Below are 23,347 nucleotides of genomic sequence, written 5' to 3'. Positions count from 1 at the left end.
AGAATGGATTTTTTTTATAAAGTCAGGTGGTTGAACGGTCCTTTGGCTGGTCGAGAATTAGATCTCCCCACCGGGGATACTCGCCTTGGGGGAGAGGATCCTGATATTGCCCTGCCGCTGGAGGAGGGCGTTAGCACGGTACTTACCGTTACCGAAGAGGGGGTAACCCTCTCACCACCGGTGCCGGTTTGGGTAGATGGCGCAGTTTGGGACTGCACACAGACGCTGCCGCTGGAGAAGGTTATTGACTTGGCGGGGCAGATGCTGCTGCTTGGCAAGCCTGAAACGCAGCTTACTTCGCCGCCTTTACCCACGCGCTACGTGGCTAAAAGCGAAACCAAAAAGGTTTTTTCATGGCCAATGTGGGCCGCGTTGGGGCTGTTGCTCCTTGCCGGATCGGTGATTGGCGGGGCTGTTCTGTTTCATTCTGAAAAATCACCAGAGCCTTTTGATGCCGCCCATTGGTTAAAACAAACCGTGAAAGATCTTGAGTTGAACGGTTTAGAGGCTGAAATTGATGCCCACGGTACTGTCAGGCTAAGCGGCCTGGTGGAATCGTCACAAAGCCTGAAAGATTTACACCGCCAGTTACAGCAGCGCGGATTCAATTTTCATGACGACAGCATGGGGGCTGATACGCTGCGCCAGCGTGTTCGTCAACTGCTGATCCTCAACGGGTATCAGGGGGCTGAGGTGACAAGCGGTAAAACGCCCGGCAGCGTAGAGATCCACGGTGCCATCAAGTCCGACGCCGCCTGGCAGAGAACGACTATGCGACTGCATGAAATAAAATTGCTGAAAAAGTGGGTGGTGGTTAACGACCAGGCGGAACTGTTTCAGCGGCTGGTTGATGCGTTACACAATAATGCGTTGATGGAAGGGCTGAGCATCAGCAAGGTGGGCAAAGAGTTTATGGTCAGCGGCGAGAAAGATGCCAAAAGCATTGCCAAAATCACGCAGATTATCAACGATTTTAACAGCCAAGATAAGGTCAGCCTAAAGGCACATTATCAAAATATTCCTACGGCGGTGCAGGCAGAACATATTCTTCCTTCGGCTATCATCAGTGTAGGTGGCAACAAAAAATCTGTTTATCTGCAGTTAGCAAATAGCATGCGCCTCCAGCAAGGAGCAGTGTTGCCCAGCGGGTTCAAAATTTATTCGATAACTCACCGCACCGTCACGTTCATCCGCGAGCAGCAGGTGATTTCTGTGCCGCTTAACTTTTAATTTCAGGAGGCTACATGGCCAGATTAACCGAGTTGGAAAAAGTCTTACGTCGCGACGACCGCGGCATTATTCGCGATATGTTACTCACCCAGCTGCGCGGCGGCGAGACACAAATCAAGCAGCATTTAACCGAGTGTTTCAGCGAGAAAAGCCAGCAGGATACCAAAATTGTGCTTCAAGCCTGCAAAGAGACCGCCGAAGTCATCTCTACTCTGTGGGGACGCTATCATCCCTAGGCCGTCATTGTGCGTGTCAATTTCCGATAGTTAGTGACGATTTTCGAAAGTCTCCTTCCAGGTAAAAGACTATTCTCTGGCCTACAGGGATGTAAGGTTTTGCAGAGTCAATGTAGATGATGCTGAGAAACAGAACTGAATACCTTATGTGTTTTTTACTACCTTCATGGAAGACTTAAATTATGAGCTTTATATCCAATATTATTCGCACTGCCGTTAACTCGGTTACCTCTCTTCATCCTTTTGGGACCCTTGGATCTTCGGGGAACGGGCATAATAATATTGATAAACTTGTTAACAAAACCTTGGATGAGGTCAAAGAGGGTATTAAGAGCGGCGAGTTTTCAAAACTCAAATTAATGGATATGCCACAGGAGTTGAAGCAAACGGCAGAACAGTCTGACGACCAATATCTTAGTGATATTAAAAAGTTTATGGGTGAGAAAAATATATCATCTATAAGCTTTATCCATACCGATGCACAAGGCAAGATAAGTTCTGTTCGCACGCTTGAGTTAGAGAAAAAAACAGAGGCGTTGATCCAGCACAAGTATGACGCAAAAGCGAACGGTACGGGGGTTGACTACGATCTTAACTACATGGATAAAGCGGATGACATTGAAGGTTTTTGCAACAGCTTTAAGCTGTCAGCGCCTAACGTTGTAATACCTGAAAATTTAGAAACAACGCCTCAACAACATGCTCATGAAGTTGCCCCTTTACCCCTAAGCCCTAGCAGGCACATGCATAAGAGAACGGGGCCAGGTCCAATGTACCTACGTACATCGTCATCCAAATTTGCCCTTCCTCAGGCAGCCAATAATAACCCAACGAAACAAAGCGGCCTCGATAAAGCCATAAATAATAAGATTAATGAATTTGAACAGCTCAAGGTGAAAATGGCACCTGCTCAGGCTATAGCCCAGCAGATGACGACCGTAATGGAAACTCATAGCCAACTTAAAATACTCAATAATGAATTACGGAAGAATTTAGCAATGACGACATTGCACAATAAAAGAATGAAACTTGAGCCGTCGGCGCATAATGACCTCGTATCTAACGTTCTGCTAGAAAAAAAGCGTACTCTGGAGTCGAAAATTATGTCCCTAAAGTTAACAATATCAACGTTAGATGTTGGAATTAATGCAAAGAATTAACGGGTTTATAGCCTTTAGGAACGTACGGTTTTGCTGAGTCAAAAAGGCTCATAATAATCAACTTGGTGAAGTCGCTATAAACCTAATGCTGAACTCGGGGCCGTTGCCCGAAAATTGAGCTCTCTGTGTAAAGCAGGCAAGAAAAAACCCGGTAGTCTTGAACCTAATCAGGCGGGACTAACGGGCTCTCCAATATGGGGACTTCTAAAGTAAAGCAGTGGCAATAATTAAGACTGCTTATACTAAAGAAAGTTCTTCCCGGTTCAAAAAAAATACAATTTATTATTGATTTTTTAAAAGCATTAATCGAGTCAATGCGTTACATCATGAGCCGGGCCAAATAATCACCATCAGCGTACCGGCAAGGGTGAGCAATACGTTTGCAATAGCGTAAGTTCCGGCATAACCGAGCGCGGGGATGTTACTGCGAGCGGTATCGCTAATGATTTCCATCGCCGGTGCGCAGGTTCGTGCACCCATGATTGCGCCGAACAGCAGTGCGCGGTTCATGCGCAGAACGTAGGCGCCAAATATAAAGCAGATAACCACCGGCACCAGGCTGACTATCAGCCCCGATACCAGCATTTGTCCACCCACCGCACCCAGTCCGTGGTTAATGCCCGCGCCCGCACTTAAGCCAACCCCCGCCATGAACACCATTAGCCCAAACTCCTTCACCATGTTCAACGCCCCCTGTGGGATATAGCCGAAAGTAGGGTGGTTGGCGCGCAGGAAGCCGAGCATGATGCCAGCGAATAACAGTCCCGCCGCATTGCCGATGCCGAACGTAATGGTTTTAAACTGGAAGGTAATCAGGCCAATCATCAGGCCAACAATAAAGAAGGCACAGAAGGCCAGCAGGTCGGTTACCTGACTGTGAATCGAGATAAACCCGATGCGCTCGGCCACGCTTTTAACACGTCGTGCGTCACCGCTAATCTGCAATACGTCGCCTTTATTGAGCACGATGCTGTCATCAATCGGCATTTCAATCTGACTGCGGATCACGCGATTTAGGAAACAGCCGTGATCGGTAAGATTGAGCTGGCTGAGACGTTTGCCCACGGCGTTGTTATTTTTAACCACGATTTCTTCAGTGACAATGCGCATGTCGAGCAGGTCGCGGTCAAAAACCTCTTTACCGTTACGAAAACTTGGGTCAAGGCGCGAGTGTGCGTCCGGGTAACCCACCAGTGCGATTTCATCGCCGTATTGCAGTACCGCATCGCCATCTGGCGTAGCAAGAATGCCGTTACGGCGGATGCGTTCGATGTAGCAACCTGTTTGACGATAGATTCCCAGCTCGCGCAGATTTTTTCCATCCGCCCAGGCAACAAGTTCTTGCCCTACGCGATAGGCGCGAATAACCGGCAGGTAAACTTTACGCTGACTGTCGGTATCCAGGCCGCGCTCGCGGGCAATTTGCTGGGCGCTGGTGGAGAGATCCTGATGTTGTAATTTTGGCAGATAACGTGCGCCGAAAATCAGGCTGACCAGACCAATCAGGTAAGTTAAAGCATAGCCCAGACTCAGATTATCCAGCTCGGGACCTAACATTTTCGTGCTGCCGAGGGTGTTGCGTAGCGTATCTCCCGCGCCCACCAGAACCGGCGTTGAGGTCATTGACCCTGCCAGCATACCGGCAGTCAGGCCGATGTCCCAGCCAAAGAAACGGCCTAAACCAAAGGCCAACAGCATGGCAGTTCCTACCATCACCAATGCGAGCATGAGGTAGTTTTTACCGTCGCGGAAGAAAATTGAGAAAAAGTTAGGGCCAGCTTCGATGCCGACACAGAAAATAAACAGCATGAAACCGAGATTAAGGGCTTCGGTGTTGATGCTGAAATTCTGTTGCCCTAAAAGAAGGGAAACGACTAAAACTCCAATGGAATTACCTAATTGTACCGATCCGAGTCGTACTTTCCCCAGGCACAGGCCAAGCGCCAACACCACGAAAAGGAGCAGGATGTAATTACCATTTAACAAACTAGCGACATTTATATTCACAGGGTATTACTTATTGGTTACCAGCAATTTATTGAAATATATAACGGCAAGAGATAAATTCATTCATGCTGCTTATCAAGTCACGCAGCCAACGTATCGTACTCAATCGCTGTTACTGTTTATCCGAAATCTCGGGCAGTATTCTAGTCCTTGTAAAGGCATACAGCCAGTTTTAGCCAGTGTTTAAGAGTAAAAACAGATGTATAGCTTAATGGACAGTGGCTGTACGGCTTCGGTTTTGCCTGCAACTGCAACAAATTTCTCGCAGGTGTAGGTTAAATAAACTATGGAGAGAGGACATGAAACGGGTTTTTCCCTTTTTAGCCAGCGCGATAAATGGGTTGTTATTTATAATTGTTTTTATTTCGTTAAAAGGTCATGTCGTTAATGTTAATAGAATTATTCCAGAGGGCGACATTTGCATGCTGCTGTATCTGCTGCCGGGAATAATCGCCAGTTTAATAAGCCGTGGTGAACATTTTATTGCCTTATTTATCGGCTCGGTGATTTGCATCCCCCTGTGCCTGCTGATACGGCACTATATCTTATTGGAAATCCGCAGTTACTGGGAAGAACTTGCCTATTTAACCAGCGCAGTATTTTGGTCTATGCTGGGGGTCATGCTGGTGACGCTTTATCGGGTCTGGATCAGGCAAACGCGTCGCCAATAAGAGCGTGTTACGCAGAGGCAGGTTTGTGCATACAGACCTGCACCCAAGCCACGGTTAATTAACATTTAATCCCATTTTCTGCCTTTTTACTTCTCGCCTGATTATTTATTATTTAATATTGACTTTTATATTAAATAATATTCACTGTTGCACCAATAGAAATATCACCAAAATTGTATTGGCCTGTAATTTATGGCAAAGCTCCCGTAATTATATTCGCAGCTCTATTTTCCATATATATCTTTCCGCTGATCTGAATCAATATGCCATATACGCCACAGGTATTATTCTTACACCGAAAGAAAATGTGTTTGAGTCGCTGTACAAGCAGGTTGGTGTCTCAGTGTTATTGTTGGTTTTAATTATTTAAAACGTATTGGAGATATTTCTTAATAAGATATTTTTTATTTGTTTGTATTTAACGGCGCCAGGGAAAACGTTATGTTTTTTCACGATAGGTATTTCACCTAATACATCGTGAAAGGTGTCTCTCTATCTAAAAATAGTGTGTTATCTAAGGGAAAGTATGAAGTTTGTCGGCAATCAGTATTCACTTATATCTTTATCGGTTCTACTTGCTCTGTCTGGAAGTGTTAATGCAGCAGGCACTTATATGGAAGCCCGCAACGACGCAATGGGCGGTACCGGTGTAGCCTCTTCCCATTATGGAACGGCTCCATTGGCCAACCCTGCACTGATGTCCAGCTTTGGTAAGAGTGATGATTTCAGCCTGATTTTGCCCTCAGTCGGCGCTCAGGTAACCGATCCTAATAATATGCAAGACGGCCTTAAACAGGTTAAAGACGCACGACAGAATTACGCAAATGAACTTGGGACGGGCAGGGTATCTGCGGCTACAGCCAACGAATACAAAAGCAAATTGATAGATCTCAATAAGGCCAAAACGACCGGGCAAGTCAGTGCTGGCATTGTGACAGCAGTGCCTAACAGCGTGATGCCGTTTGCATTGGTAATAAAATCCTGGGGGACCGCCACATTAGAAGGCAAAGTCAACGGTCGTGACTTGCAATATCTTGACGGTGTTGCGAATGGAACCCTTAATCCCACTGATGCCGGTGAAAATGCACTGACATCTCATATGATTGGCCGTGCAGCCACGATAACTGACGTCGGTATTGCGTTCGCCAAAGAATTTGAAATTAACGGTGTTAAGTCTTCAATCGGTATTACGCCTAAATACCAGCGTGTAGATGTCTATAACAACAACATGACGTTGAAGAACTATACCGGTAAATATTCAAGCGCCAAAAACTACCTCAGTACCCAATCAAACTTTAACGGTGATATTGGGTTTGCGACTTATCCAACCGATAACTGGACGCTGGGTGCCGTGGCGCAAAATATCGTGCCGCGCATAGTGCAAAGTCAGAAAGTTAACAGCATGCAAGAAACGTTTAAAGTGCGCACGCAGGTGACGACGGGTGTTTCATGGCATAACGATTTCTTCACTGCCGCAATGGATGTCGATTTAACGCCTGCGAGCGGATTTGCTACAGATGAAAAGCGTCAATTTGCCAGCGTGGGGACCGAGCTTAATGCCTGGAACTGGGCACAGCTGCGCGTCGGTTATCGTAAAAATATGACTTCGGACACCGGTAGCGCCCTCACCGCCGGCGTGGGCCTCTCACCTTTCGGCGTTGTGCATCTAGACGTGGCGGCTATTAAGGGCACCGACCGTACTTACGGCGCCGTGGCACAGCTCAGCTTTACCTTCTGATTTGTCATGCTATTTTAAAAAATGACCTTAGGGGGGGGTTGAGTTTAAGAGTGTGATGAAAATAAAAAGGCCCCACTTTTCAGCAGGGCCTTTAATCAAACTTTCGCTAACAATCTGTTATTACTGTTGATACAGCGCCAGATTTTCTTTTGCGTAGGCTTCAAAATCAGTGCAACCACCGATGTGTTTCTGGTCGACGAAAATCTGTGGAACGGTCTCAACAGGTTTACCGACGGTTTTTTCCAGATCCGCCTTGCTGATGCCTTCGGCATGGATATCAACGTAACGGAAGTTGAAATCATCACGTTCTTCAGTCAGTTTTTCAGCCAACTCTTTTGCACGAACACAATAAGGACAGCCAGGACGCCCGAAAATTACTGCAAACATGTAGACTCCTTAGAATTTAAAACACCCGTTTGACCAGGATTTAGTAAATATGAGAAACGTATCGCAGAAATTTTTTATAATTTAGCGCAGAGCTCTCAATGCATGCGGCTACTATGCCTGTCTCCCATGAGAAAAAAAAGAAGGAATTACCTGTCGCTTTGATGTGCTGCACCTATCTAAATGAAAAAACAGCGCACGGATGTCTTGCCGCACACTTTTGCTCGCTAAGGTAAAGCAATTAGTGCGCCAGCGCTTGCAATGGGCACCGCGAACATGAATCATTGCTGACTTAAGGGGCACTTTTTACCCCCACAAATTCAACCAAGGACATGCATTATGACGCCCACTATTGACCTCCTGCTTTCCCACAGTTCGGTGCGCTCTTTTACCGACCAGCCGCTGAGCGATGAGCAGCGTGAGGCCATTATTGGCGCAGCACAGGCTGCGTCAACGTCGAGTTTTTTACAATGTTCATCGATTATCCGCATCACCAGTCCTGCGCTTCGCGAGACTTTGGTGCAGTACACTGGTGGGCAGCAGTATGTGGCTACGGCGGCTGAGTTTTGGGTGTTTTGCGCTGATTTCAATCGCAATTTGCAAATCAATCCCGAAGCGGAACTCGGATTGGCCGAGCAGCTGTTGTTGGGCTGTGTCGACACCGCGCTGATGGCGCAAAACGCCATGGCTGCTGCCGAATCTTTGGGTTTGGGCGGGGTATTTATTGGCGGTATACGTAACAAGGTTGAAGATGTTGTGGCCCTGCTGAATTTGCCAAAATTTGTTATGCCGCTGTTTGGCTTCTGCGTAGGACATCCGGCGGTGGTCAACGCGTTTAAACCGCGTATGCCGCAAAGTATGTTGGTGCACGAAAATAGCTATCAGCCTCTGGATAAAGACCAACTTGCGCAGTATGACGCCGAGCTTGAGTCTTATTACACTCGCCGCGACAGCAATGCGCGCCGCGATAACTGGAGCGATTTAATTGTGCGTACACTGAAAAAAGAACAGCGTCCTTTTATGCTTGACGCACTGCACAAACAGGGTTGGGCAACGCGTTAATAGACAATGGAGTGTCTGATGAAAATTGCCATCCTTTCCCGTGACGGTAGCCTTTATTCTTGCAAACGCCTTCGGGAAGCGGGGGAGTCGCGCGGTCATGAAATTGACGTGATCGATCCCCTGTCATGCTATATGAACATCAACTGCGCTGCGCCCAGCGTGCACTATCGCGGGCGTCAGCTTGATAAATATCAGGCGGTTATACCGAGAATTGGTTCAGCAATCACCTTCTATGGGACGGCCGTTCTGCGTCAGTTTGAAATGTTAGGCAGTTTTCCCTTAAACGAATCCGTGGCTATCACCCGTGCGCGCGACAAACTCCGCTCAATGCAGATCCTTGCCCGCGAAGGTATTGACCTGCCAATCACCGGATTTGCCCACTCACCGGACGATACTTCTGACTTGATTGCGCTGGTTGGCGGTGCACCGCTGGTGGTGAAACTGGTTGAGGGTACGCAGGGGATAGGCGTGGTGCTGGCAGAGACCCGGCAGGCAGCAGAAAGCGTGATTGACGCCTTCCGTGGTCTCAATGCGCATATTCTGGTGCAGGAATATATCCGCGAAGCCAACGGCAGCGATATCCGCTGTTTAGTGGTGGGTAAAAAAGTGGTGGCCGCTATTGAACGCCAGGCTAAACCGGATGATTTCCGCTCCAACCTGCATCGCGGTGGCACGGCGCGCAATGTCAACATCACGCCGCTGGAAAAAGAAATTGCCATCAAAGCCGCACTTACGCTCGGACTCGACGTGGCCGGTGTCGATATTCTGCGCGCCGAACGGGGTCCGCTGGTGATGGAGGTTAACGCCTCACCGGGGCTTGAAGGCATAGAAACCACCACCGGTCTGGATATCGCCGGCATAATGATTGACTACATCCAGCAGCGTGCCAAACCCGGCTTCAAACTAAAGTCTGGCGGCTGACACGGCGAATAAACCACCGATGTGTCATTTTTGAGTCAATGACAGCCATAATTTACGCGAATAATGGCTAATGTCGGCATTGATCGTGGCGTCGAAGGGGAATTTTCCGTAAGCTGTCGCACTTAACTATTCGCTTAAAATGACCGATTACGTAAAAAAACTGCGTAAACTGATTTTCGAGTTCCGATATTTTTGCGATTCGTCATCGTGCTTTTTGACACACTGAGGCTGATTATTATGGATTCACTCATCGTCCCTGATTTGGCGTTGTTACGACGCTGGCTCGATCAGCTGGGCATTTCTTTTTTCGAGTGTGATTCTTGTCAGGCTCTTCATTTGCCGCATATGCAAAACTTCGACGGCGTTTTTGATGCCAAGGTTGACCTGGTTGATAACGTTATCCTTTTCTCTTCGCTGGCCGAAGTTAAACCGACCGCGTTAATCCCGTTAGTGGCTGACCTTAGCCAAATCAACGCCAGCTCATTAACGGTGAAAGCCTTTGTCGATATTCAGGACGACAACCTGCCAAAGCTTATCGTCTGCCAGTCAATTAGCGTCGCTGTCGGCATTACCGTTGAACAGTTCGCCCACTTCCTGCAGCAGGGCGAAGAGCAAATGTCGATGATCATTCTCGAAGCGCATGCCAACGACCTGCTGTTTGTAGGTGACGAAGACGAAAGCGTTCCGCCGGTTAGCCTGAATATTCCACTGCTGCATTAAACATCAGGCGGTGATAACCGCACCTTCTCTCCAGAAGTTCATTCCGCCGAATTCTTGAACAGCGCAGCCATCCCGATGGCTGCGCTGTCTTTCATGCCTTTCACAGTATTTTATGCTAAATATTGCCCTGTATTGCGGGTTGTTTCTCTTTGTCGTGCCTGAAATGACGCAGGGTATAGACCAAAGTGCATAAATAATCGATTAATGACGTTTTTTCGCCGTAGGTCTGGTGTGATGCGCCTCACAACGCTATGCTGCTCAGTCTGCGTGGCGCGTAAGATAGCCTGAAAAACCAATGAATTATTACACCATTGCCGCAGTTAACAGCATGCATGGCTATGCATCGTACCTTTGAGCCAGGGTAGGCAACAAAAATGTTCGGATGGGTAAAGTTTTACTAATCTATTTAATTACGGGTTAATAGACTCATTTATTTACAAAGGCGGTGTTTAGCCCTTGTTGGACTGATGAGCGCGATAACCGGGACATATTTTATTTTATCACCCCTGTTGGAGGTCATAACGGATGTTTACCCTGCGTAAAAAGTGGTTATCTGGCGTTATCGCCGGTGTGGCTATGGCGGCGTCAGTCTCCGCGTCGGCGGAAGATAAAACGCTGCATATCTATAACTGGTCTGACTATATTGCGCCTGACACAGTGGCCAATTTCCAAAAGGAAACGGGCATTAAAGTGGTGTACGACGTTTTTGACTCCAACGAGGTGTTGGAAGGCAAGCTGATGGCAGGCAGCACCGGTTTCGATCTGGTGGTTCCTTCAGCCAGCTTCCTTGAGCGCCAAATCTCCGCCGGCGTGTTTAAACCGCTGGATAAGAGTAAGTTGCCAAACTACAAAAATCTCGATCCTGAGCTGTTAAAAATGGTCGCTCAGCACGATCCTGACAACAAATATGCCATTCCTTATCTGTGGGCAACCACCGGCATCGGCTACAACGTTGATAAAGTTAAAGCCGCGCTGGGTAAAGATGCTCCGGTAGACAGTTGGGATTTGGTGTTAAAGCCTGAAAACCTCGAGAAGCTGAAAAGTTGCGGCGTGTCATTCCTGGATGCGCCGGCAGAAATTTATGCCACGGTGCTTAACTATCTGCATCTTGACCCTAACAGCACGAAAGCCACTGACTACAGCACGACGGCAACCGATTTGCTGTTGAAACTGCGTCCGAGCATCCGTTATTTCCACTCGTCACAGTACATTAATGACCTTGCGAACGGCGATATCTGTGTGGCGGTCGGCTGGGCGGGTGATGTCGTGCAGGCATCTAATCGTGCCAAGGAAGCTAAAAACGGCGTTAATATTGCCTACAGCATTCCTAAAGAGGGTGCACTGGCGTTCTTCGACGTCTTCGCGATGCCTGCCGATGCCAAAAATACCGATGAAGCCTATCAGTTCCTCAACTATTTGATGAAGCCTGAAGTGATGGCCGGAATAAGCAATGCGGTTTATTACGCGAGTGGTAACGCCGCCGCAACGCCGCTGGTGAAACCTGAGATTCGCAATAATCCGAGTATTTACCCACCGGCAGACGTGCGTGCCAAACTCTTCACCCTCAAAGTTCAGGATCCGAAAATTGACCGCGTGATCACCCGTTCGTGGACCAAAGTGAAGAGCGGCAAATAATCAGCAAGATAGCAGGCGCAGCGCCCTCCTAAGGTGAAGCGCAAACTTCGCGGCTCCGGAAGGCTTTCGGGGCCGCTTCGCTTTCCAGATTGGGGCGTGAATACCTCAGATTACTGGCTATTGGTCCGGCGAGTTTCGGCTGGGCTGTTATGCTTAAATTAACTAACCCGCTTCTACCGGAGATCTCTCTGAGTGAACGACGCTATCCCAAACCCGCAGACTCCGCTCAATAGCGAGCGACACAAAGGTGAAAAAAGTCACAAAGATTTCACCCCGCTGTTGGAAATCCGCAATTTATCAAAATCGTTTGACGGGCAGTACGCCGTTGATGATGTGAATCTCACCATCTATAAAGGCGAAATATTTGCTCTGTTGGGCGCGTCAGGATGTGGCAAATCAACCTTGCTGCGTATGTTGGCCGGATTTGAGTTACCCACTAAAGGGCAGATAGTGCTCGACGGGCAGGATTTGTCGCAGGTTCCGCCTTATCAGCGCCCAATCAACATGATGTTTCAGTCCTATGCGCTGTTCCCGCACATGACTGTTGAGCAGAATATTGCTTTTGGTCTGAAGCAGGACAAACTGCCATCAGCCGAAATCAAGGCCCGCGTCGCCGAGATGTTGACGCTGGTACACATGCAAGAGTTTGCCAAACGCAAGCCACATCAGCTTTCCGGCGGTCAGCGCCAGCGTGTGGCACTGGCGCGCAGCCTGGCAAAGCGTCCTAAGCTGCTGCTTTTGGATGAGCCGATGGGGGCGCTGGATAAAAAGCTGCGTGATCGCATGCAGCTCGAAGTGGTGGATATTCTCGAGCGCGTGGGTGCTACCTGTGTGATGGTGACCCATGATCAGGAAGAGGCGATGACCATGGCGGGGCGTATCGCCATCATGAATCGCGGCAAGTTTGTACAAATTGGTGAGCCGGAAGAGATTTATGAGCATCCGAACAGTCGCTTTAGCGCCGAATTTATTGGTTCGGTTAACATGTTTGAAGGTTTGCTCGAATCTCGCGAGGAAGAGGCGCTTATTTTGCGCAGTCCCGGTTTGATTCATCCGCTGAAAGTGTCGTCCGACGCCTCAGTCATCGACGGCGTACCGGCCTTTGTGGCTCTGCGGCCAGAAAAAATTATGCTCTGCGAAGAGGTTCCGGCAGACGGGTGTAACTTCGCTGTCGGTGAGGTGGTGAATATTGCCTATCTCGGTGACCTGTCGATTTATCACGTCAGATTGCACAGCGGTCAGATGATCACCGCCCAGTTGCAAAACGGACATCGTTTCCGTAAAGGGATGCCAACCTGGGGCGATGAAGTTCGCCTGTGTTGGGAAGCGGACAGCTGCGTTGTGTTGACCGTTTAGGTCGAGGGGATAAAAATGACCATGTTGACTGACCCACCGGAGGCCGCGCCTCCCGCTAAATCACGTTCGCTGCTCTGGCGGCTCCAACAGGCGCACGGTAAAAAGCTGGTGATCCTGCTGCCGTTGGTGTGGTTTATTTTGCTGTTCGTATTGCCGTTTTTGATTGTGCTGAAAATCAGCTTTGCCGATATGGCGCGCGCTATTCCACCCTACACCGACCTGATGAGCTGGGCCGACGGCGTGCTGGATATCGCGCTAAACTTTGGCAACTATATTCAACTGGCAGGCGACGCGCTGTACATCGAGTCTTATCTGCAATCGCTACAGGTGGCCGCAATTTCTACGCTGCTGTGCTTGCTGATTGGTTATCCGTTAGCCTGGGCGGTGGCGCACAGTAAACCGTCCACCCGTAATATACTGCTTTTGCTAGTTATTTTACCTTCATGGACGTCATTCCTTATCCGTGTTTATGCCTGGATGGCAATCCTTAAAGACAACGGCGTATTGAACAATTTCCTTATCTGGCTGGGTGTTATCGACCATCCGCTGGTCATTATGCACACCAATCTGGCGGTTTATATCGGCATCGTTTACTCGTATCTGCCGTTTATGGTGTTGCCAATCTATACCGCACTGACGCGGCTGGACTACTCGCTGGTGGAGGCTTCTTTAGATCTCGGTGCCAGGCCGTTCAAGACCTTCGTAAAAGTCATTGTGCCTCTGACCAAGGGCGGTATTATCGCCGGGTCGATGCTGGTATTTATTCCTGCGGTGGGTGAATACGTGATACCTGAACTGCTCGGTGGGCCAGATAGCATCATGATTGGCCGTATTTTGTGGCAGGAGTTCTTTAACAATCGCGACTGGCCGGTGGCTTCTGCGGTGGCTGTGGTGATGTTGTTACTGTTGATCATGCCAATTCTGTGGTTCCACAAATATCAGAATAAACAGCTGGGGGACAAAGCATGAACCCGTTACCGGTTGTTCGTTCGCCGTGGCGCATCGTGATTTTGGTGCTCGGCTTTGCCTTTCTCTATGCACCGATGCTGATATTGGTGATTTACTCATTTAACAGCTCCAAACTTGTCACCGTGTGGGCAGGGTGGTCAACGCGCTGGTATACCGCACTGTTTCACGACTCGGCGATGATAAACGCGGTCAGTATGAGCCTGACTATTGCCACCGCTGCGGCCAGTATGGCGGTGGTCGTCGGTACGCTAGCGGCGGTTGTTATGGTGCGCTATGGCCGTTTTAAAGGCTCAACCGGCTTTGCGTTTATGCTGACCGCACCGCTGGTCATGCCGGATGTCATAACCGGTCTGGCGCTACTACTGCTGTTTGTCGCCATGGGCCACACGCTAGGTTGGCCGGGCGAGCGCGGCATGCTCACCATCTGGTTGGCGCACGTGACTTTCTGCAGCGCCTATGTCGCGGTCGTGGTCTCTGCCCGCCTGCGAGAGCTTGACCGGTCGATAGAAGAGGCGGCGATGGACTTAGGCGCAACGCCGCTCAAGGTATTCTTTATCATCACTATTCCGATGATTGCTCCGGCGCTGATTTCCGGCTGGCTGCTGGCCTTCACGCTGTCGCTCGACGACCTGGTTATCGCCAGCTTTGTTGCAGGCCCCGGCTCTACTACGCTACCGATGCTGGTTTTTGCCAGTGTACGTTTAGGGACCAATCCCGAGATAAATGCGCTGGCGACGCTAATTCTGCTGGTGGTGGGTATCATCGGGATCATCGCCTGGTGGTTTATGCACCGCGCCGAGAAACAGCGCGTGAAAGACATGCAGCGCGCGACGCGGCACTAAATACGATTTATTTTTAGAAATAGGGTAACAAGGAAGTATGAAACTGGCCTTTATTCCGGTTCCGGTCATGGCAGGCGCGACGGCAATCATCGCTACGCGCCTGCTGGAATTCGTTTTACTTTTTGACGCCTACGGCTATGTCGGTGTTAAAGAGCTGCTGAGCGTGGGCAGCGAATCGTGGTTTAACAGTTTTATCATGTTGGCGGGCCTGCTGATTGTGCTGCTCGAATGCCAGTGTGCCTACGCCATGATGCGCGGGAGCAGCTGGAGTCGGCGGGTGTTTCTTGCCTGTCAGTTGTTGAGCGTTATTTACCTGTTCTGCGCTTCCGAGGAATGGATAGGCCCGATGCTGTTCAGGCTTGATTTCAACACCACGCCGCAGCTAATTGCCGAGCTGATGCAGAGAAAAGTGCCTGATCTGGCGGTGTTGCTGCTCATTTATGTGCCTTTCAGCAGCCGTCGCTTTTTCCGACGTGATAAGTGAGCCTTTACGCGCGTGGAGTGATACACTTCGCGCCAACTTTTTAACTGCCAGAATACGCAACAGCGATAACGGTCAATTATTTATGCATTGCGCACAATACACCGCCGGAACCTGCCGGTCATGCCAATGGCTTGACAAGCCTTACACCACTCAGCTCACGGACAAGCAGCAGGATTTAGCCAATTTACTTGGCGACCTGCCGGTTGGCGAGTGGCGCGAGCCGGTTTACGGCGCAGAGCAGGCGTTTCGCAACAAGGCGAAAATGGTGGTCAGCGGCAGCGTTGAGCGCCCGCTGCTCGGCATGCTTCATCGCGACGGCACGCCAGTCGATCTCTGTGATTGTCCGCTGTATCCCGCAAGTTTCAGCGACGTGTTTCGTCATCTTAAAACCTTTATCGCCCGAGCCGGGCTTACCCCCTACAACGTTGGGCGCAAGCGCGGCGAGCTCAAGCATTTATTGCTGACCCAAAGTCAGTACAGCGGTGGACTGATGCTGCGCTTTGTACTTCGCTCCGAAACCAAGCTGTCGCAACTGCGCGCCGCGTTGCCGTGGCTTATGCAGCAGGTTCCTGCGCTGCAGGTCGTATCAGTGAATATTCAGCCGGTGCACATGGCGATTTTAGAAGGGGAGACGGAGATTGCGTTGACCGACCAGCAGGCGCTTGAGGAGCATTTTAACCAGGTTCCGCTGTTTATTCGTCCGCAGAGTTTCTTTCAAACCAATCCACAGGTTGCGGCTGCGCTGTACGCCACCGCCCGCGATTGGGTGGCCGAGCGCGATATTTCCAGCATGTGGGACTTATTCTGCGGCGTGGGAGGTTTTGGCCTGCACTGTGCCGGGCCTGAGACACAGCTTACGGGGATTGAAATCAGTGCAGAGGCGATTGTTTGTGCGAAGATTTCTGCCGCACGGCTGGGGCTTAAAAACGTTGAGTTTAAAGCTTTGGACTCGACAGGTTTTGCGACCGGTAACGACGCCGTACCAGAGCTGGTGCTGGTGAATCCGCCGCGCCGTGGTATTGGCAACGAGCTGTGCCACTATCTTGATAGTATGGCACCGGCTCGGGTGCTTTATTCAAGCTGCAATGCCGTCAGCATGGCGAAAGATATTCGCGAGCTAAAAAACTACCGCATAGAACGCGTTCAGCTGTTTGACATGTTCCCGCACACGGCGCATTACGAAGTGCTGACGCTGCTAATTCGTGAAGACGCTGTTGATCTGTGAATAAGGGGCGTGCGAGAAGCGTAAACTTAAAACAAAGAGAATAACATTACTACCGGCAAGCTCATCGGCCAGGTTAATCCGATGATACCTGAGGTCAGTAGCCGGATTTTAAACGAGTCACGACTCACTAAGAGCGTAAACAGTGCGGCAATACCCAATCCGCCCCAGTAAATTGTTTTAATCACTTCCCACCACAAATGCACGCTAACCCCTACTTTTTAATAACACGACTAATCAGCTCAGCGGGTATTCTATTCGGTTAACATTTTGCAATCAATTGGTAAGTGATTGTGTTCACAGATTTACAAAGTAAACAAAATGTTAAATATTAATTAGCTGTTTTAATTGAAGATTGATTTTGGCATCCTTAAACCTGTTAATGGAATTGTGAAGGTGATCGATTGCGCGTTTCACAATCATTGCTTGTCCACAGCTGATCGACTGGTTTAAGCTGGTCGAGAGCTTTAAAAGCTTCACACTAAAGGCCCAAAGAGGCCACCACCATTACCACTACGCAGTATCACTACTTTTTTGGAATTCATTATGCCAGCGGGAAATAAATCACGGCCTCTGAGCCGGTATCTCAAAGATTATAAGCACAGTCAGACCCACTGTTCTCAATGTGGGAAAGAGCTCGACAGAATGGCTCTGGTGTTTCAAGGGCAGGTTATCAATAAAGAGGCGATTGCAAAAATGGATCAGCTTATAGACGAAGAGGTGTGGCGGGGTCTGACTAAAGAACTCACCGCACTGTGTCGTTTTTGCAGCGAGATCTCTTTCAATAGCAACTCTTCTTATTTTGATATTATTGCCTTCAAGCAATATCTGTTTGAGCAGACCGAAATGAACCACAGTACGGTCAGGGAGTACGTCGTTCGCCTGCGCCGACTGGACGAAATTTTGGCCGCCAGTCATTATCCCCAAGAAAGCATTAAAGGGGAGAGTATTCACCAGCGCATTATTAACGATGTCCCGGTTGCAGCGACGGATAACTATCGGATTGCTTTGCGAAAGTACGACCAATACCTCGCCTGGCAAAAAGAAAGCGCATCCAGCCCTGTCTGTCTCGAGCAGGCTTGAAACTCGGCATTCATTATAGATAACGTTATTGCTAAACTCGGCAGGCATCTCAGGATGTCTGCCTTTTAATATGCGTATATTTTCTTAGCGAGTATCGCGGTGAGAGGCATATTCACTGATATACTCCTCCCATACCTGCCTGTAAAACCTATAACTTTATGTCATCGCTTCGGAGGAACACCGTGCCTTCATCTTTGCCTGATTCATCTTCATTATCGATTCTGAAACATCAGTTAGAAAAATTTTCTCGCCTTGATTTAGTAGGGAACAGTACGCCTCTCGAACGTTTGAATCGTCTTTCAGACTTCGTCGGTCGCGATATCTATATAAAACGTGACGACGTCACGCCTTTGGCGCTCGGAGGTAACAAACTGAGAAAATTGGAGTTTCTCGCTGCTGCTGCCATCGAAGAGGGGGCTGATACCCTCATTACCGCCGGTGCGATTCAGTCGAATCACGTGCGTCAAACGGCGGCCGTTGCCGCGAAGCTGGGTCTTAAGTGCCTGGCTTTGCTGGAGAACCCGATTGGCACCGACGCGCATAATTATCTGACCAACGGCAACCGCATGTTGCTCGACCTGTTTAATACCGAAGTGGTGATGTGCGACGCGCTGACCGACCCGATGGCGCAGATGGCCGAACAGGCCGTGCTGCTTGAGGCGCAGGGTTTCCGTCCTTATATCGTGCCGATTGGCGGATCAAATGCACTGGGTGCATTGGGCTATGTGCAGTGCGCTATTGAAATTGCTGAACAAAGTTCCGCCGGTTTTGTTGATTTCAGCGCCGTGGTGGTGGCTTCCGGCAGTGCGGGAACCCACGCAGGGCTAGCAGTGGCGCTGCGCGAACTGATGCCCACGACGCAACTGGTTGGTGTGACAGTGTCACGAACTGCCGAGGCGCAGCGTCCAAAGGTTGAAGCCATTGCCAAAGACTTGATGCAAAAGCTTGAGCTGGAAGGTGACGCCCCTGAAATTCTGCTGTGGGATGCCTATTTTGGTCCGCGCTATGGCGAACCTAGCCAGGAGGGAAACGCTGCCATTAAGCTTCTTGCCGAACTTGAGGCAATGCTGCTCGACCCGGTATATACCGGTAAAACGATGGCGGGGCTACTTGACGGGTTGGAACATCAGCGTTTCCCAGGTGACGGACCGATTCTCTTTGTTCACACCGGAGGTTCTCCGGCGCTGTTTGCCTATTTATAATGCCTGACCGGCTAATAATGCCCCATAATGAAGCGTAATTACTAATAATTATCTGTAAGCGCCCTTTAATGGGGCGCTTATTCTTTTTGCTTGATGAAAATTAACTCTGCAAACTCATCCTATAAATAATTTATGCTAATAAATAAAATTTACCCGTAATTTAAAAAGATCACACCTTGTAACCTTTACAATACTTTTAACAAACGCGGTATTCGATTCGACATATATTCTATAATGTTTAAAGTCATCTTAATGACTCTTTCAGGATAAACAATAACGCGCGGATGATTTTTAATCATAAGTCAACTCTCGGGCATGAGTTCTCTATTTATGCTGAACAATTGACCGTGAAAGGCAATGTAAGTGGTCTTGGCCTTGCTGAGGCGTTAACGAGTTAATAAGAGGTGATGATGTTAAGCATGCTGATAAGACGCAAGGGGCGCAGGACCCACACTGATGATAGAAATCTGGCGCTGGTGCTTGCCACCACGGCGGGTATCCTCAACGCCATGGCGCTAGGGGCATTTGGCATATTTCCCTCCCATATGTCGGGAAATACCTCACAGCTTTCTTCCGAAGTGTCTAATACTGATTTAAGCGACGTCCTGTTTCTAGCGGCAATGATCGGCGCGTTTGTAATAGGGTCCGTGACTTCGCGACTGCTCGCTATCAGCGGGCTGAAAAATAACATTCGTACAATTTACAGTATTATCCTATTGCTGGAGGGGATATTACTGGTTTTGGTTTCTCTTTTTGAAACGTATTATTATTCGTACGGTAATAGTCACGAGATAATTATTTTTCTGGGTTTTTTAATGGGCGTGCATAATTCCACCTCCACTCAGTTATCGAGCGGAAGGGTGCGCTCCACGCATATTACCGGCACGCTCACGGATATAGGCATTGCACTCGCCTCGGTGATGGCTTCACTGCTAAGACGCGACCCGTCAAAACAGGTCAAGGTTCAACGCAGTCAACTGATTACCCATCTTGTGACCCTTTCCTCGTTTTTGATCGGCGGAATTGCGGGCCTGTTGCTGTTCAAACAGTTTGGCTTCAACTCAATGGTAGCCGTTGGTATTTTTTTGGTGTTGGTGGCGATAGGTTCTATCACACTCACCATCATGATTTCGCGCAGAAGATTGATGCGGTTACACTTTTTATAAAACTGATTTACGCCATCTTTAAGCCGCTTTTTAGTTAAAATCCTGCCGGCGGATTTCCCGACGAAAAGGGCTTTTGCGACCTTGGCGACTATGCCGCGGTGGGTAAATAGAACGAGGAGCTGCGGCAACCTGCCAAAATGCCTCAGCCCTCTCTCCGTTTTCTGCGCGGCATACGCTATCTCTCAAGCTCGCGAACCAGCAGGTCAGACGTGATTTCAGCTATCGTTTTGGCACCGGTGAGGGTCATGGCGACCCTCATTTCCTTATCAATCAATGTCAGTAATGCCTCAACGCCACGTTCGCCATGAGTGGCCAACGCGTAGAGGTAGGCCCGCCCTAGCAGCACCGTGTCGGCACCCAGCGCAATCATGCGCACCACGTCCAGCCCGTTGCGAATGCCGCTGTCGGCCAGAATCGCGATATCGCCTTTCACCGCATCCGCGATGGCCGGCAGGGCGCGGGCGGTGGAAAGGACACCGTCCAACTGACGTCCACCGTGATTGGAAACCACAATGCCGTCGGCACCAAAGCGCACGGCGTCGCGCGCGTCATCGGCATCAAGAATGCCTTTAATCACCATCGGACCGTCCCAAAATTCGCGGATCCACTCCAAGTCTTTCCACGAGATTGAAGGATCAAAGTTGTTGGCCAGCCAGCCAATATAATCTTGTAATCCAGTCGGACTGCCTCGATAGGCTGAAATATTGCCCAGGTCGTGCGGCCGCCCGTTAATGCCCACGTCCCACGCCCACTTAGGGTGCGTCACTGACTGCCAGTAGCGGCGCATTGCAGCATGGGGGCCGCTCATGCCTGAATGCGCGTCACGGTAGCGCGCGCCCGGCGTGGGCATATCTACCGTAAACACCAGCGTTGAACAGCCCGCCGCCTTGGCCCGTTCGAGAGCGTTGCGCATAAATCCGCGGTCACGAAGTACATAAAGCTGGAACCACATAGGCCGGTCGATCGCGGGTGCGACTTCTTCAATTGGGCATACCGAAACGGTCGAGAGCGTAAAGGGGATACCTTTTCGCGCCGCCGCCCGCGCCGCCTGAACCTCACCGCGCCGAGCATACATGCCGCACAGCCCGACCGGTGCCAGCGCTACCGGCATCGACAGCGTTTCGTTAAACAGTTTGGTTTCAAGATTCAGGTCGGACATGTTTTTCAACACGCGTTGACGTAGCGCTATCTGCGACAAATCCTCAACGTTGTGTCTTAAGGTGGTTTCCATATAGGAGCCACCGTCAATGTAGTGAAACAGGAACGGTGGAAGAATACGCTGCGCCGCGGGGCGATAGTCGCTGGAGGCTGAAATAATCATCAATCAATTTCCTTATTTACCTATTTAATCGCTTTAACTTGGGAGGCGGGTAATTCGGGCCTGACGCGCTTCATCTTCGTGTAGCGTTTTGATGGTTGTGTGAACAAAACCGATGTGTTCCATCGCCGCCTGACGCGCCTTTTCAGCCTCGCCGGCCAAAATCGCCTCAAGCAAAGTGAAGTGTTGTTCGGTCAATTTAGAAAAAATCACCTGCTGGCTGTACATCCGTTGCCGAGTTTGCCTGACCGAGGACTGCATGAGTTCAAAAAAACCGCGCATGGTTTGCAGCAGCACCACGTTGTGCGAGGCTGAGGCGATCGCCAGATGAAAACGTACATCGGCCTGTGCGGCTAAATCGGGATTCTCACTTTCGTTAAGCCTCAGCGTGGCGTCGAAGGCGTACTGCAATTGCTCTTTGTCAGAACCGGTGGCACGAAGCGCGGCGTACCAGGCGGTGCTGGCTTCAATCGAGTGTCGCGCCTCAAGAATGTCATAGCGGTAGTCGGGGTCTTTGATAACCAGCTCGCGCAGTGGCGCAACAATTTGCACGTCTGCCCAGGGCTGATGCCGTTCGCGCAAAAAGGTGCCACCGCCTGGCTTACTCACCAGCAAACCGGCGCTGACCAGTTTCTGAATCGCCTCTCGCAACGAAGAGCGCGACACGCCCAACGTTGCAGCTAACTGCCGCTCGGCGGGTAGCCGCATTCCGGTCTCGAAGCGCTGCTCATCGATGAAAGACGTCAGTCTGCTGATCAGGCTTTCGGCCACGCGCACGGGCGATGAATTCATTGCTGTCTCCTGGCAAGGATAAAAACCTCTTGGCGACTCTAAAACCAAGCACGGCTGGCTTTTTTTGGTCCGACCAAGCCTGTTTGCGAAAGGGCTGAAGGGGAGAATAGTTAACGATTTGTTGCCGCCTAGCAAGTTGATGGCGTTAGCGATTTTGTATTTTGCGAGCAAGGTCGAGGATTTACCTAGATTGGTAGGACCAAGGCAGGGCAGAATTAAGTTGATCCGCACTTCTGGCATTAACATATAATTATTAATGCTAAGATTTTCTGGTTATATTCAATCAAAATAACGTAACGAACACTACGTTATGACAACCATTAAAACAAAGAATGAGGTGAGTATGGCTTTTTCTCAATTGCGTCGTCGTTTGATTCTGGGTGCGATGGCGGTGACATTCACTGCCGGTATGGTCAGTCCATCTTTTGCAGCATCTGAAGACGTTCTTAACAAAATCAAACAGCGCGGCACGTTAATTGTCGGGCTGGAAGGGACTTATCCGCCGTTTAGCTTTCAGGGTGCCGACGGCAAACTGACCGGTTTCGAAGTCGAATTCGCCGAAGCGCTGGCTCAGCATATGGGCGTTAAGGCAAAATTATCACCGACCAAGTGGGACGGCATGCTGGCCTCACTGGAGTCAAAACGCATTGACGTGGTGATCAATCAGGTCACTATTTCCCCGGAGCGTGAGAAAAAATATGATTTCTCAACCCCTTATACTGTTTCCGGTATTCAGGTTCTGACCAAAAAAGGCAACGAAGATAAATTTTCTACGCCGGATGACCTGAAAGGCAAAAAAGTGGGCGTGGGTTTAGGCAGTAACTACGAACAGTGGCTGCGCGCTAACGAACCGGGCGTTGATATCCGTACCTATGATGATGACCCAACGAAATACCAGGACCTGCGCGTAGGCCGCATTGATGCCATTCTGGTTGACCGCCTGGCGGCGCTAGATCTGGTTACAAAGACCGGTGATACGCTGGCCGTTGCAGGTAAACCTTTTGCTCGTCAGGAGTCTGGTGTCGCAATACGTAAAAATAACCCTGAACTGGTCGCCGCCATTAATAAGGCGATTGCCGAGATGCAGAAAGACGGCTCGCTGGCGAAAATCTCTGACAAATGGTTTGGCGCTGACGTCACCAAGTAAGG

The 23,347-nt window shown here is 49.7% G+C and carries 23 protein-coding genes; 18 read left to right on the top strand and 5 right to left on the bottom strand.

The annotated features are described in order from the left end of the window. Positions 1–3: 3 nt before the first annotated feature. The 3 genes from sctD to GA565_RS13995 all read left to right on the top strand — a co-directional run bounded on the left by sctD (position 4) and on the right by GA565_RS13995 (position 2,626). Positions 4–1,230 carry a type III secretion system inner membrane ring subunit SctD gene (gene sctD / locus GA565_RS14005; protein ID WP_152198968.1) on the top strand — a complete coding sequence of 409 codons (1,227 nt, stop codon included), beginning with the start codon at positions 4–6 and terminating at the stop codon, positions 1,228–1,230. A 14-nt stretch (positions 1,231–1,244) separates the two neighbouring features. After that, positions 1,245–1,466 (top strand): EscE/YscE/SsaE family type III secretion system needle protein co-chaperone, encoded by a 222-nt coding sequence (locus tag GA565_RS14000; protein ID WP_055780097.1) that lies wholly within the window; start codon positions 1,245–1,247, stop codon positions 1,464–1,466. Between the two features lie 182 nt (positions 1,467–1,648). Then, on the top strand, positions 1,649–2,626 hold the full coding sequence (locus GA565_RS13995) for a hypothetical protein (protein WP_152198967.1): 978 nt from the start codon (positions 1,649–1,651) through the stop codon (positions 2,624–2,626). Positions 2,627–2,950: 324 nt separating this feature from the next. Here GA565_RS13995 and GA565_RS13990 read toward each other — a convergent pair whose 3' ends face one another. Then, entirely contained in the window at positions 2,951–4,633 is a 1,683-nt protein-coding gene (locus GA565_RS13990; protein ID WP_152198966.1) for an aspartate:alanine antiporter, read from the bottom strand. Between the two features lie 299 nt (positions 4,634–4,932). On the opposite strand from GA565_RS13990, the gene ybjM reads away from it, so the two are divergent. After that, entirely contained in the window at positions 4,933–5,304 is a 372-nt protein-coding gene (ybjM, locus tag GA565_RS13985; RefSeq protein ID WP_152198965.1) for an inner membrane protein YbjM, read from the top strand. 526 nt (positions 5,305–5,830) lie between these two features. After that, entirely contained in the window at positions 5,831–7,042 is a 1,212-nt protein-coding gene (locus GA565_RS13980; protein WP_193311912.1) for a conjugal transfer protein TraF, read from the top strand. A 120-nt stretch (positions 7,043–7,162) separates the two neighbouring features. Here GA565_RS13980 and GA565_RS13975 read toward each other — a convergent pair whose 3' ends face one another. Next, positions 7,163–7,429, bottom strand: coding sequence for a GrxA family glutaredoxin (locus GA565_RS13975; protein WP_152198963.1), 267 nt, complete (start codon positions 7,427–7,429; stop codon positions 7,163–7,165). 336 nt (positions 7,430–7,765) lie between these two features. On the opposite strand from GA565_RS13975, the gene nfsA reads away from it, so the two are divergent. From nfsA to rlmC, 9 genes are all read left to right on the top strand, one after another. Further along, entirely contained in the window at positions 7,766–8,488 is a 723-nt protein-coding gene (gene nfsA / locus GA565_RS13970) for an oxygen-insensitive NADPH nitroreductase (RefSeq protein ID WP_152198962.1), read from the top strand. An 18-nt stretch (positions 8,489–8,506) separates the two neighbouring features. Next, positions 8,507–9,409, top strand: coding sequence for a 30S ribosomal protein S6--L-glutamate ligase (gene rimK, locus GA565_RS13965; RefSeq protein WP_152198961.1), 903 nt, complete (start codon positions 8,507–8,509; stop codon positions 9,407–9,409). A gap of 237 nt (positions 9,410–9,646) precedes the next feature. Further along, positions 9,647–10,129 (top strand): YbjN domain-containing protein, encoded by a 483-nt coding sequence (locus tag GA565_RS13960; RefSeq protein ID WP_152198960.1) that lies wholly within the window; start codon positions 9,647–9,649, stop codon positions 10,127–10,129. Positions 10,130–10,654: 525 nt separating this feature from the next. Next, positions 10,655–11,764 (top strand): spermidine/putrescine ABC transporter substrate-binding protein PotF, encoded by a 1,110-nt coding sequence (gene potF, locus GA565_RS13955; RefSeq protein ID WP_152198959.1) that lies wholly within the window; start codon positions 10,655–10,657, stop codon positions 11,762–11,764. Between the two features lie 192 nt (positions 11,765–11,956). Continuing rightward, positions 11,957–13,120, top strand: coding sequence for a putrescine ABC transporter ATP-binding subunit PotG (gene potG, locus GA565_RS13950; protein WP_370518051.1), 1,164 nt, complete (start codon positions 11,957–11,959; stop codon positions 13,118–13,120). A gap of 15 nt (positions 13,121–13,135) precedes the next feature. Next, positions 13,136–14,089: a putrescine ABC transporter permease PotH gene (gene potH / locus GA565_RS13945; protein WP_152198958.1), complete on the top strand. Its 954-nt coding sequence runs from the start codon at positions 13,136–13,138 to the stop codon at positions 14,087–14,089. Further along, a complete protein-coding gene (potI, locus tag GA565_RS13940; RefSeq protein WP_152198957.1) occupies positions 14,086–14,931 on the top strand; it encodes a putrescine ABC transporter permease PotI in 846 nt (281 codons plus the stop codon). Before potH ends, potI begins: the two co-directional genes overlap by 4 nt. A 37-nt stretch (positions 14,932–14,968) precedes the next feature. Further along, positions 14,969–15,415 carry a YbjO family protein gene (locus GA565_RS13935; protein WP_152198956.1) on the top strand — a complete coding sequence of 149 codons (447 nt, stop codon included), beginning with the start codon at positions 14,969–14,971 and terminating at the stop codon, positions 15,413–15,415. Between the two features lie 82 nt (positions 15,416–15,497). Beyond that, positions 15,498–16,640: a 23S rRNA (uracil(747)-C(5))-methyltransferase RlmC gene (gene rlmC / locus GA565_RS13930; RefSeq protein ID WP_152198955.1), complete on the top strand. Its 1,143-nt coding sequence runs from the start codon at positions 15,498–15,500 to the stop codon at positions 16,638–16,640. 26 nt (positions 16,641–16,666) lie between these two features. Here the strand turns inward: rlmC and GA565_RS13925 are convergent, their stop codons facing one another. Further along, complete coding sequence (locus GA565_RS13925) at positions 16,667–16,843, bottom strand: GhoT/OrtT family toxin (RefSeq protein WP_084983516.1); 177 nt, start codon at positions 16,841–16,843, stop codon at positions 16,667–16,669. A gap of 340 nt (positions 16,844–17,183) precedes the next feature. On the opposite strand from GA565_RS13925, the gene fliZ reads away from it, so the two are divergent. The 3 genes from fliZ (at position 17,184) to GA565_RS13910 (ending at position 20,088) form a co-directional block, all read left to right on the top strand. After that, the gene (gene fliZ, locus GA565_RS13920) at positions 17,184–17,720 is read left to right on the top strand and encodes a flagella biosynthesis regulatory protein FliZ (RefSeq protein ID WP_152198954.1); all 537 of its coding nucleotides are present in this window, start codon (positions 17,184–17,186) and stop codon (positions 17,718–17,720) included. Positions 17,721–17,938: 218 nt separating this feature from the next. Further along, a complete protein-coding gene (locus GA565_RS13915) occupies positions 17,939–18,922 on the top strand; it encodes a D-cysteine desulfhydrase (protein WP_226951037.1) in 984 nt (327 codons plus the stop codon). Positions 18,923–19,332: 410 nt separating this feature from the next. Continuing rightward, on the top strand, positions 19,333–20,088 hold the full coding sequence (locus tag GA565_RS13910) for a YoaK family protein (RefSeq protein ID WP_152201506.1): 756 nt from the start codon (positions 19,333–19,335) through the stop codon (positions 20,086–20,088). Positions 20,089–20,263: 175 nt separating this feature from the next. Here the strand turns inward: GA565_RS13910 and lldD are convergent, their stop codons facing one another. Both lldD and lldR read right to left on the bottom strand, forming a co-directional pair. After that, entirely contained in the window at positions 20,264–21,409 is a 1,146-nt protein-coding gene (gene lldD, locus GA565_RS13905) for an FMN-dependent L-lactate dehydrogenase LldD (RefSeq protein WP_152198953.1), read from the bottom strand. 33 nt (positions 21,410–21,442) lie between these two features. Continuing rightward, positions 21,443–22,198: a transcriptional regulator LldR gene (gene lldR / locus GA565_RS13900; protein WP_152198952.1), complete on the bottom strand. Its 756-nt coding sequence runs from the start codon at positions 22,196–22,198 to the stop codon at positions 21,443–21,445. 343 nt (positions 22,199–22,541) lie between these two features. Between lldR and tcyJ the strand changes: the two genes are divergently transcribed. Next, entirely contained in the window at positions 22,542–23,345 is an 804-nt protein-coding gene (gene tcyJ / locus GA565_RS13895) for a cystine ABC transporter substrate-binding protein (protein ID WP_152198951.1), read from the top strand. The last annotated feature ends 2 nt before the right edge of the window (positions 23,346–23,347 follow it).

The organism is Rouxiella sp. S1S-2 (assembly GCF_009208105.1).
In the GTDB taxonomy this organism is placed as follows: Bacteria; Pseudomonadota; Gammaproteobacteria; order Enterobacterales; family Enterobacteriaceae; genus Rouxiella.
This window is presented reverse-complemented; position numbering and strand designations above follow the sequence as displayed.

Bases quoted from the DNA above. Each gene is read 5' to 3' on its own strand.
- potF (WP_152198959.1), top strand. From the start codon at position 10,655: ATGTTTACCCTGCGTAAAAAGTGGTTATCTGGCGTTATCGCCGGTGTG.
- rlmC (WP_152198955.1), top strand. From the start codon at position 15,498: ATGCATTGCGCACAATACACCGCCGGAACCTGCCGGTCATGCCAATGG.
- rimK (WP_152198961.1), top strand. From the start codon at position 8,507: ATGAAAATTGCCATCCTTTCCCGTGACGGTAGCCTTTATTCTTGCAAA.
- GA565_RS13975 (WP_152198963.1), bottom strand. From the start codon at position 7,429: ATGTTTGCAGTAATTTTCGGGCGTCCTGGCTGTCCTTATTGTGTTCGT.
- GA565_RS14000 (WP_055780097.1), top strand. From the start codon at position 1,245: ATGGCCAGATTAACCGAGTTGGAAAAAGTCTTACGTCGCGACGACCGC.
- fliZ (WP_152198954.1), top strand. From the start codon at position 17,184: ATGCCAGCGGGAAATAAATCACGGCCTCTGAGCCGGTATCTCAAAGAT.
- GA565_RS13960 (WP_152198960.1), top strand. From the start codon at position 9,647: ATGGATTCACTCATCGTCCCTGATTTGGCGTTGTTACGACGCTGGCTC.
- lldR (WP_152198952.1), bottom strand. From the start codon at position 22,198: ATGAATTCATCGCCCGTGCGCGTGGCCGAAAGCCTGATCAGCAGACTG.
- tcyJ (WP_152198951.1), top strand. From the start codon at position 22,542: ATGGCTTTTTCTCAATTGCGTCGTCGTTTGATTCTGGGTGCGATGGCG.
- ybjM (WP_152198965.1), top strand. From the start codon at position 4,933: ATGAAACGGGTTTTTCCCTTTTTAGCCAGCGCGATAAATGGGTTGTTA.
- nfsA (WP_152198962.1), top strand. From the start codon at position 7,766: ATGACGCCCACTATTGACCTCCTGCTTTCCCACAGTTCGGTGCGCTCT.
- GA565_RS13995 (WP_152198967.1), top strand. From the start codon at position 1,649: ATGAGCTTTATATCCAATATTATTCGCACTGCCGTTAACTCGGTTACC.
- potI (WP_152198957.1), top strand. From the start codon at position 14,086: ATGAACCCGTTACCGGTTGTTCGTTCGCCGTGGCGCATCGTGATTTTG.
- potH (WP_152198958.1), top strand. From the start codon at position 13,136: ATGACCATGTTGACTGACCCACCGGAGGCCGCGCCTCCCGCTAAATCA.
- GA565_RS13935 (WP_152198956.1), top strand. From the start codon at position 14,969: ATGAAACTGGCCTTTATTCCGGTTCCGGTCATGGCAGGCGCGACGGCA.
- sctD (WP_152198968.1), top strand. From the start codon at position 4: ATGGATTTTTTTTATAAAGTCAGGTGGTTGAACGGTCCTTTGGCTGGT.
- GA565_RS13910 (WP_152201506.1), top strand. From the start codon at position 19,333: ATGTTAAGCATGCTGATAAGACGCAAGGGGCGCAGGACCCACACTGAT.
- lldD (WP_152198953.1), bottom strand. From the start codon at position 21,409: ATGATTATTTCAGCCTCCAGCGACTATCGCCCCGCGGCGCAGCGTATT.
- GA565_RS13980 (WP_193311912.1), top strand. From the start codon at position 5,831: ATGAAGTTTGTCGGCAATCAGTATTCACTTATATCTTTATCGGTTCTA.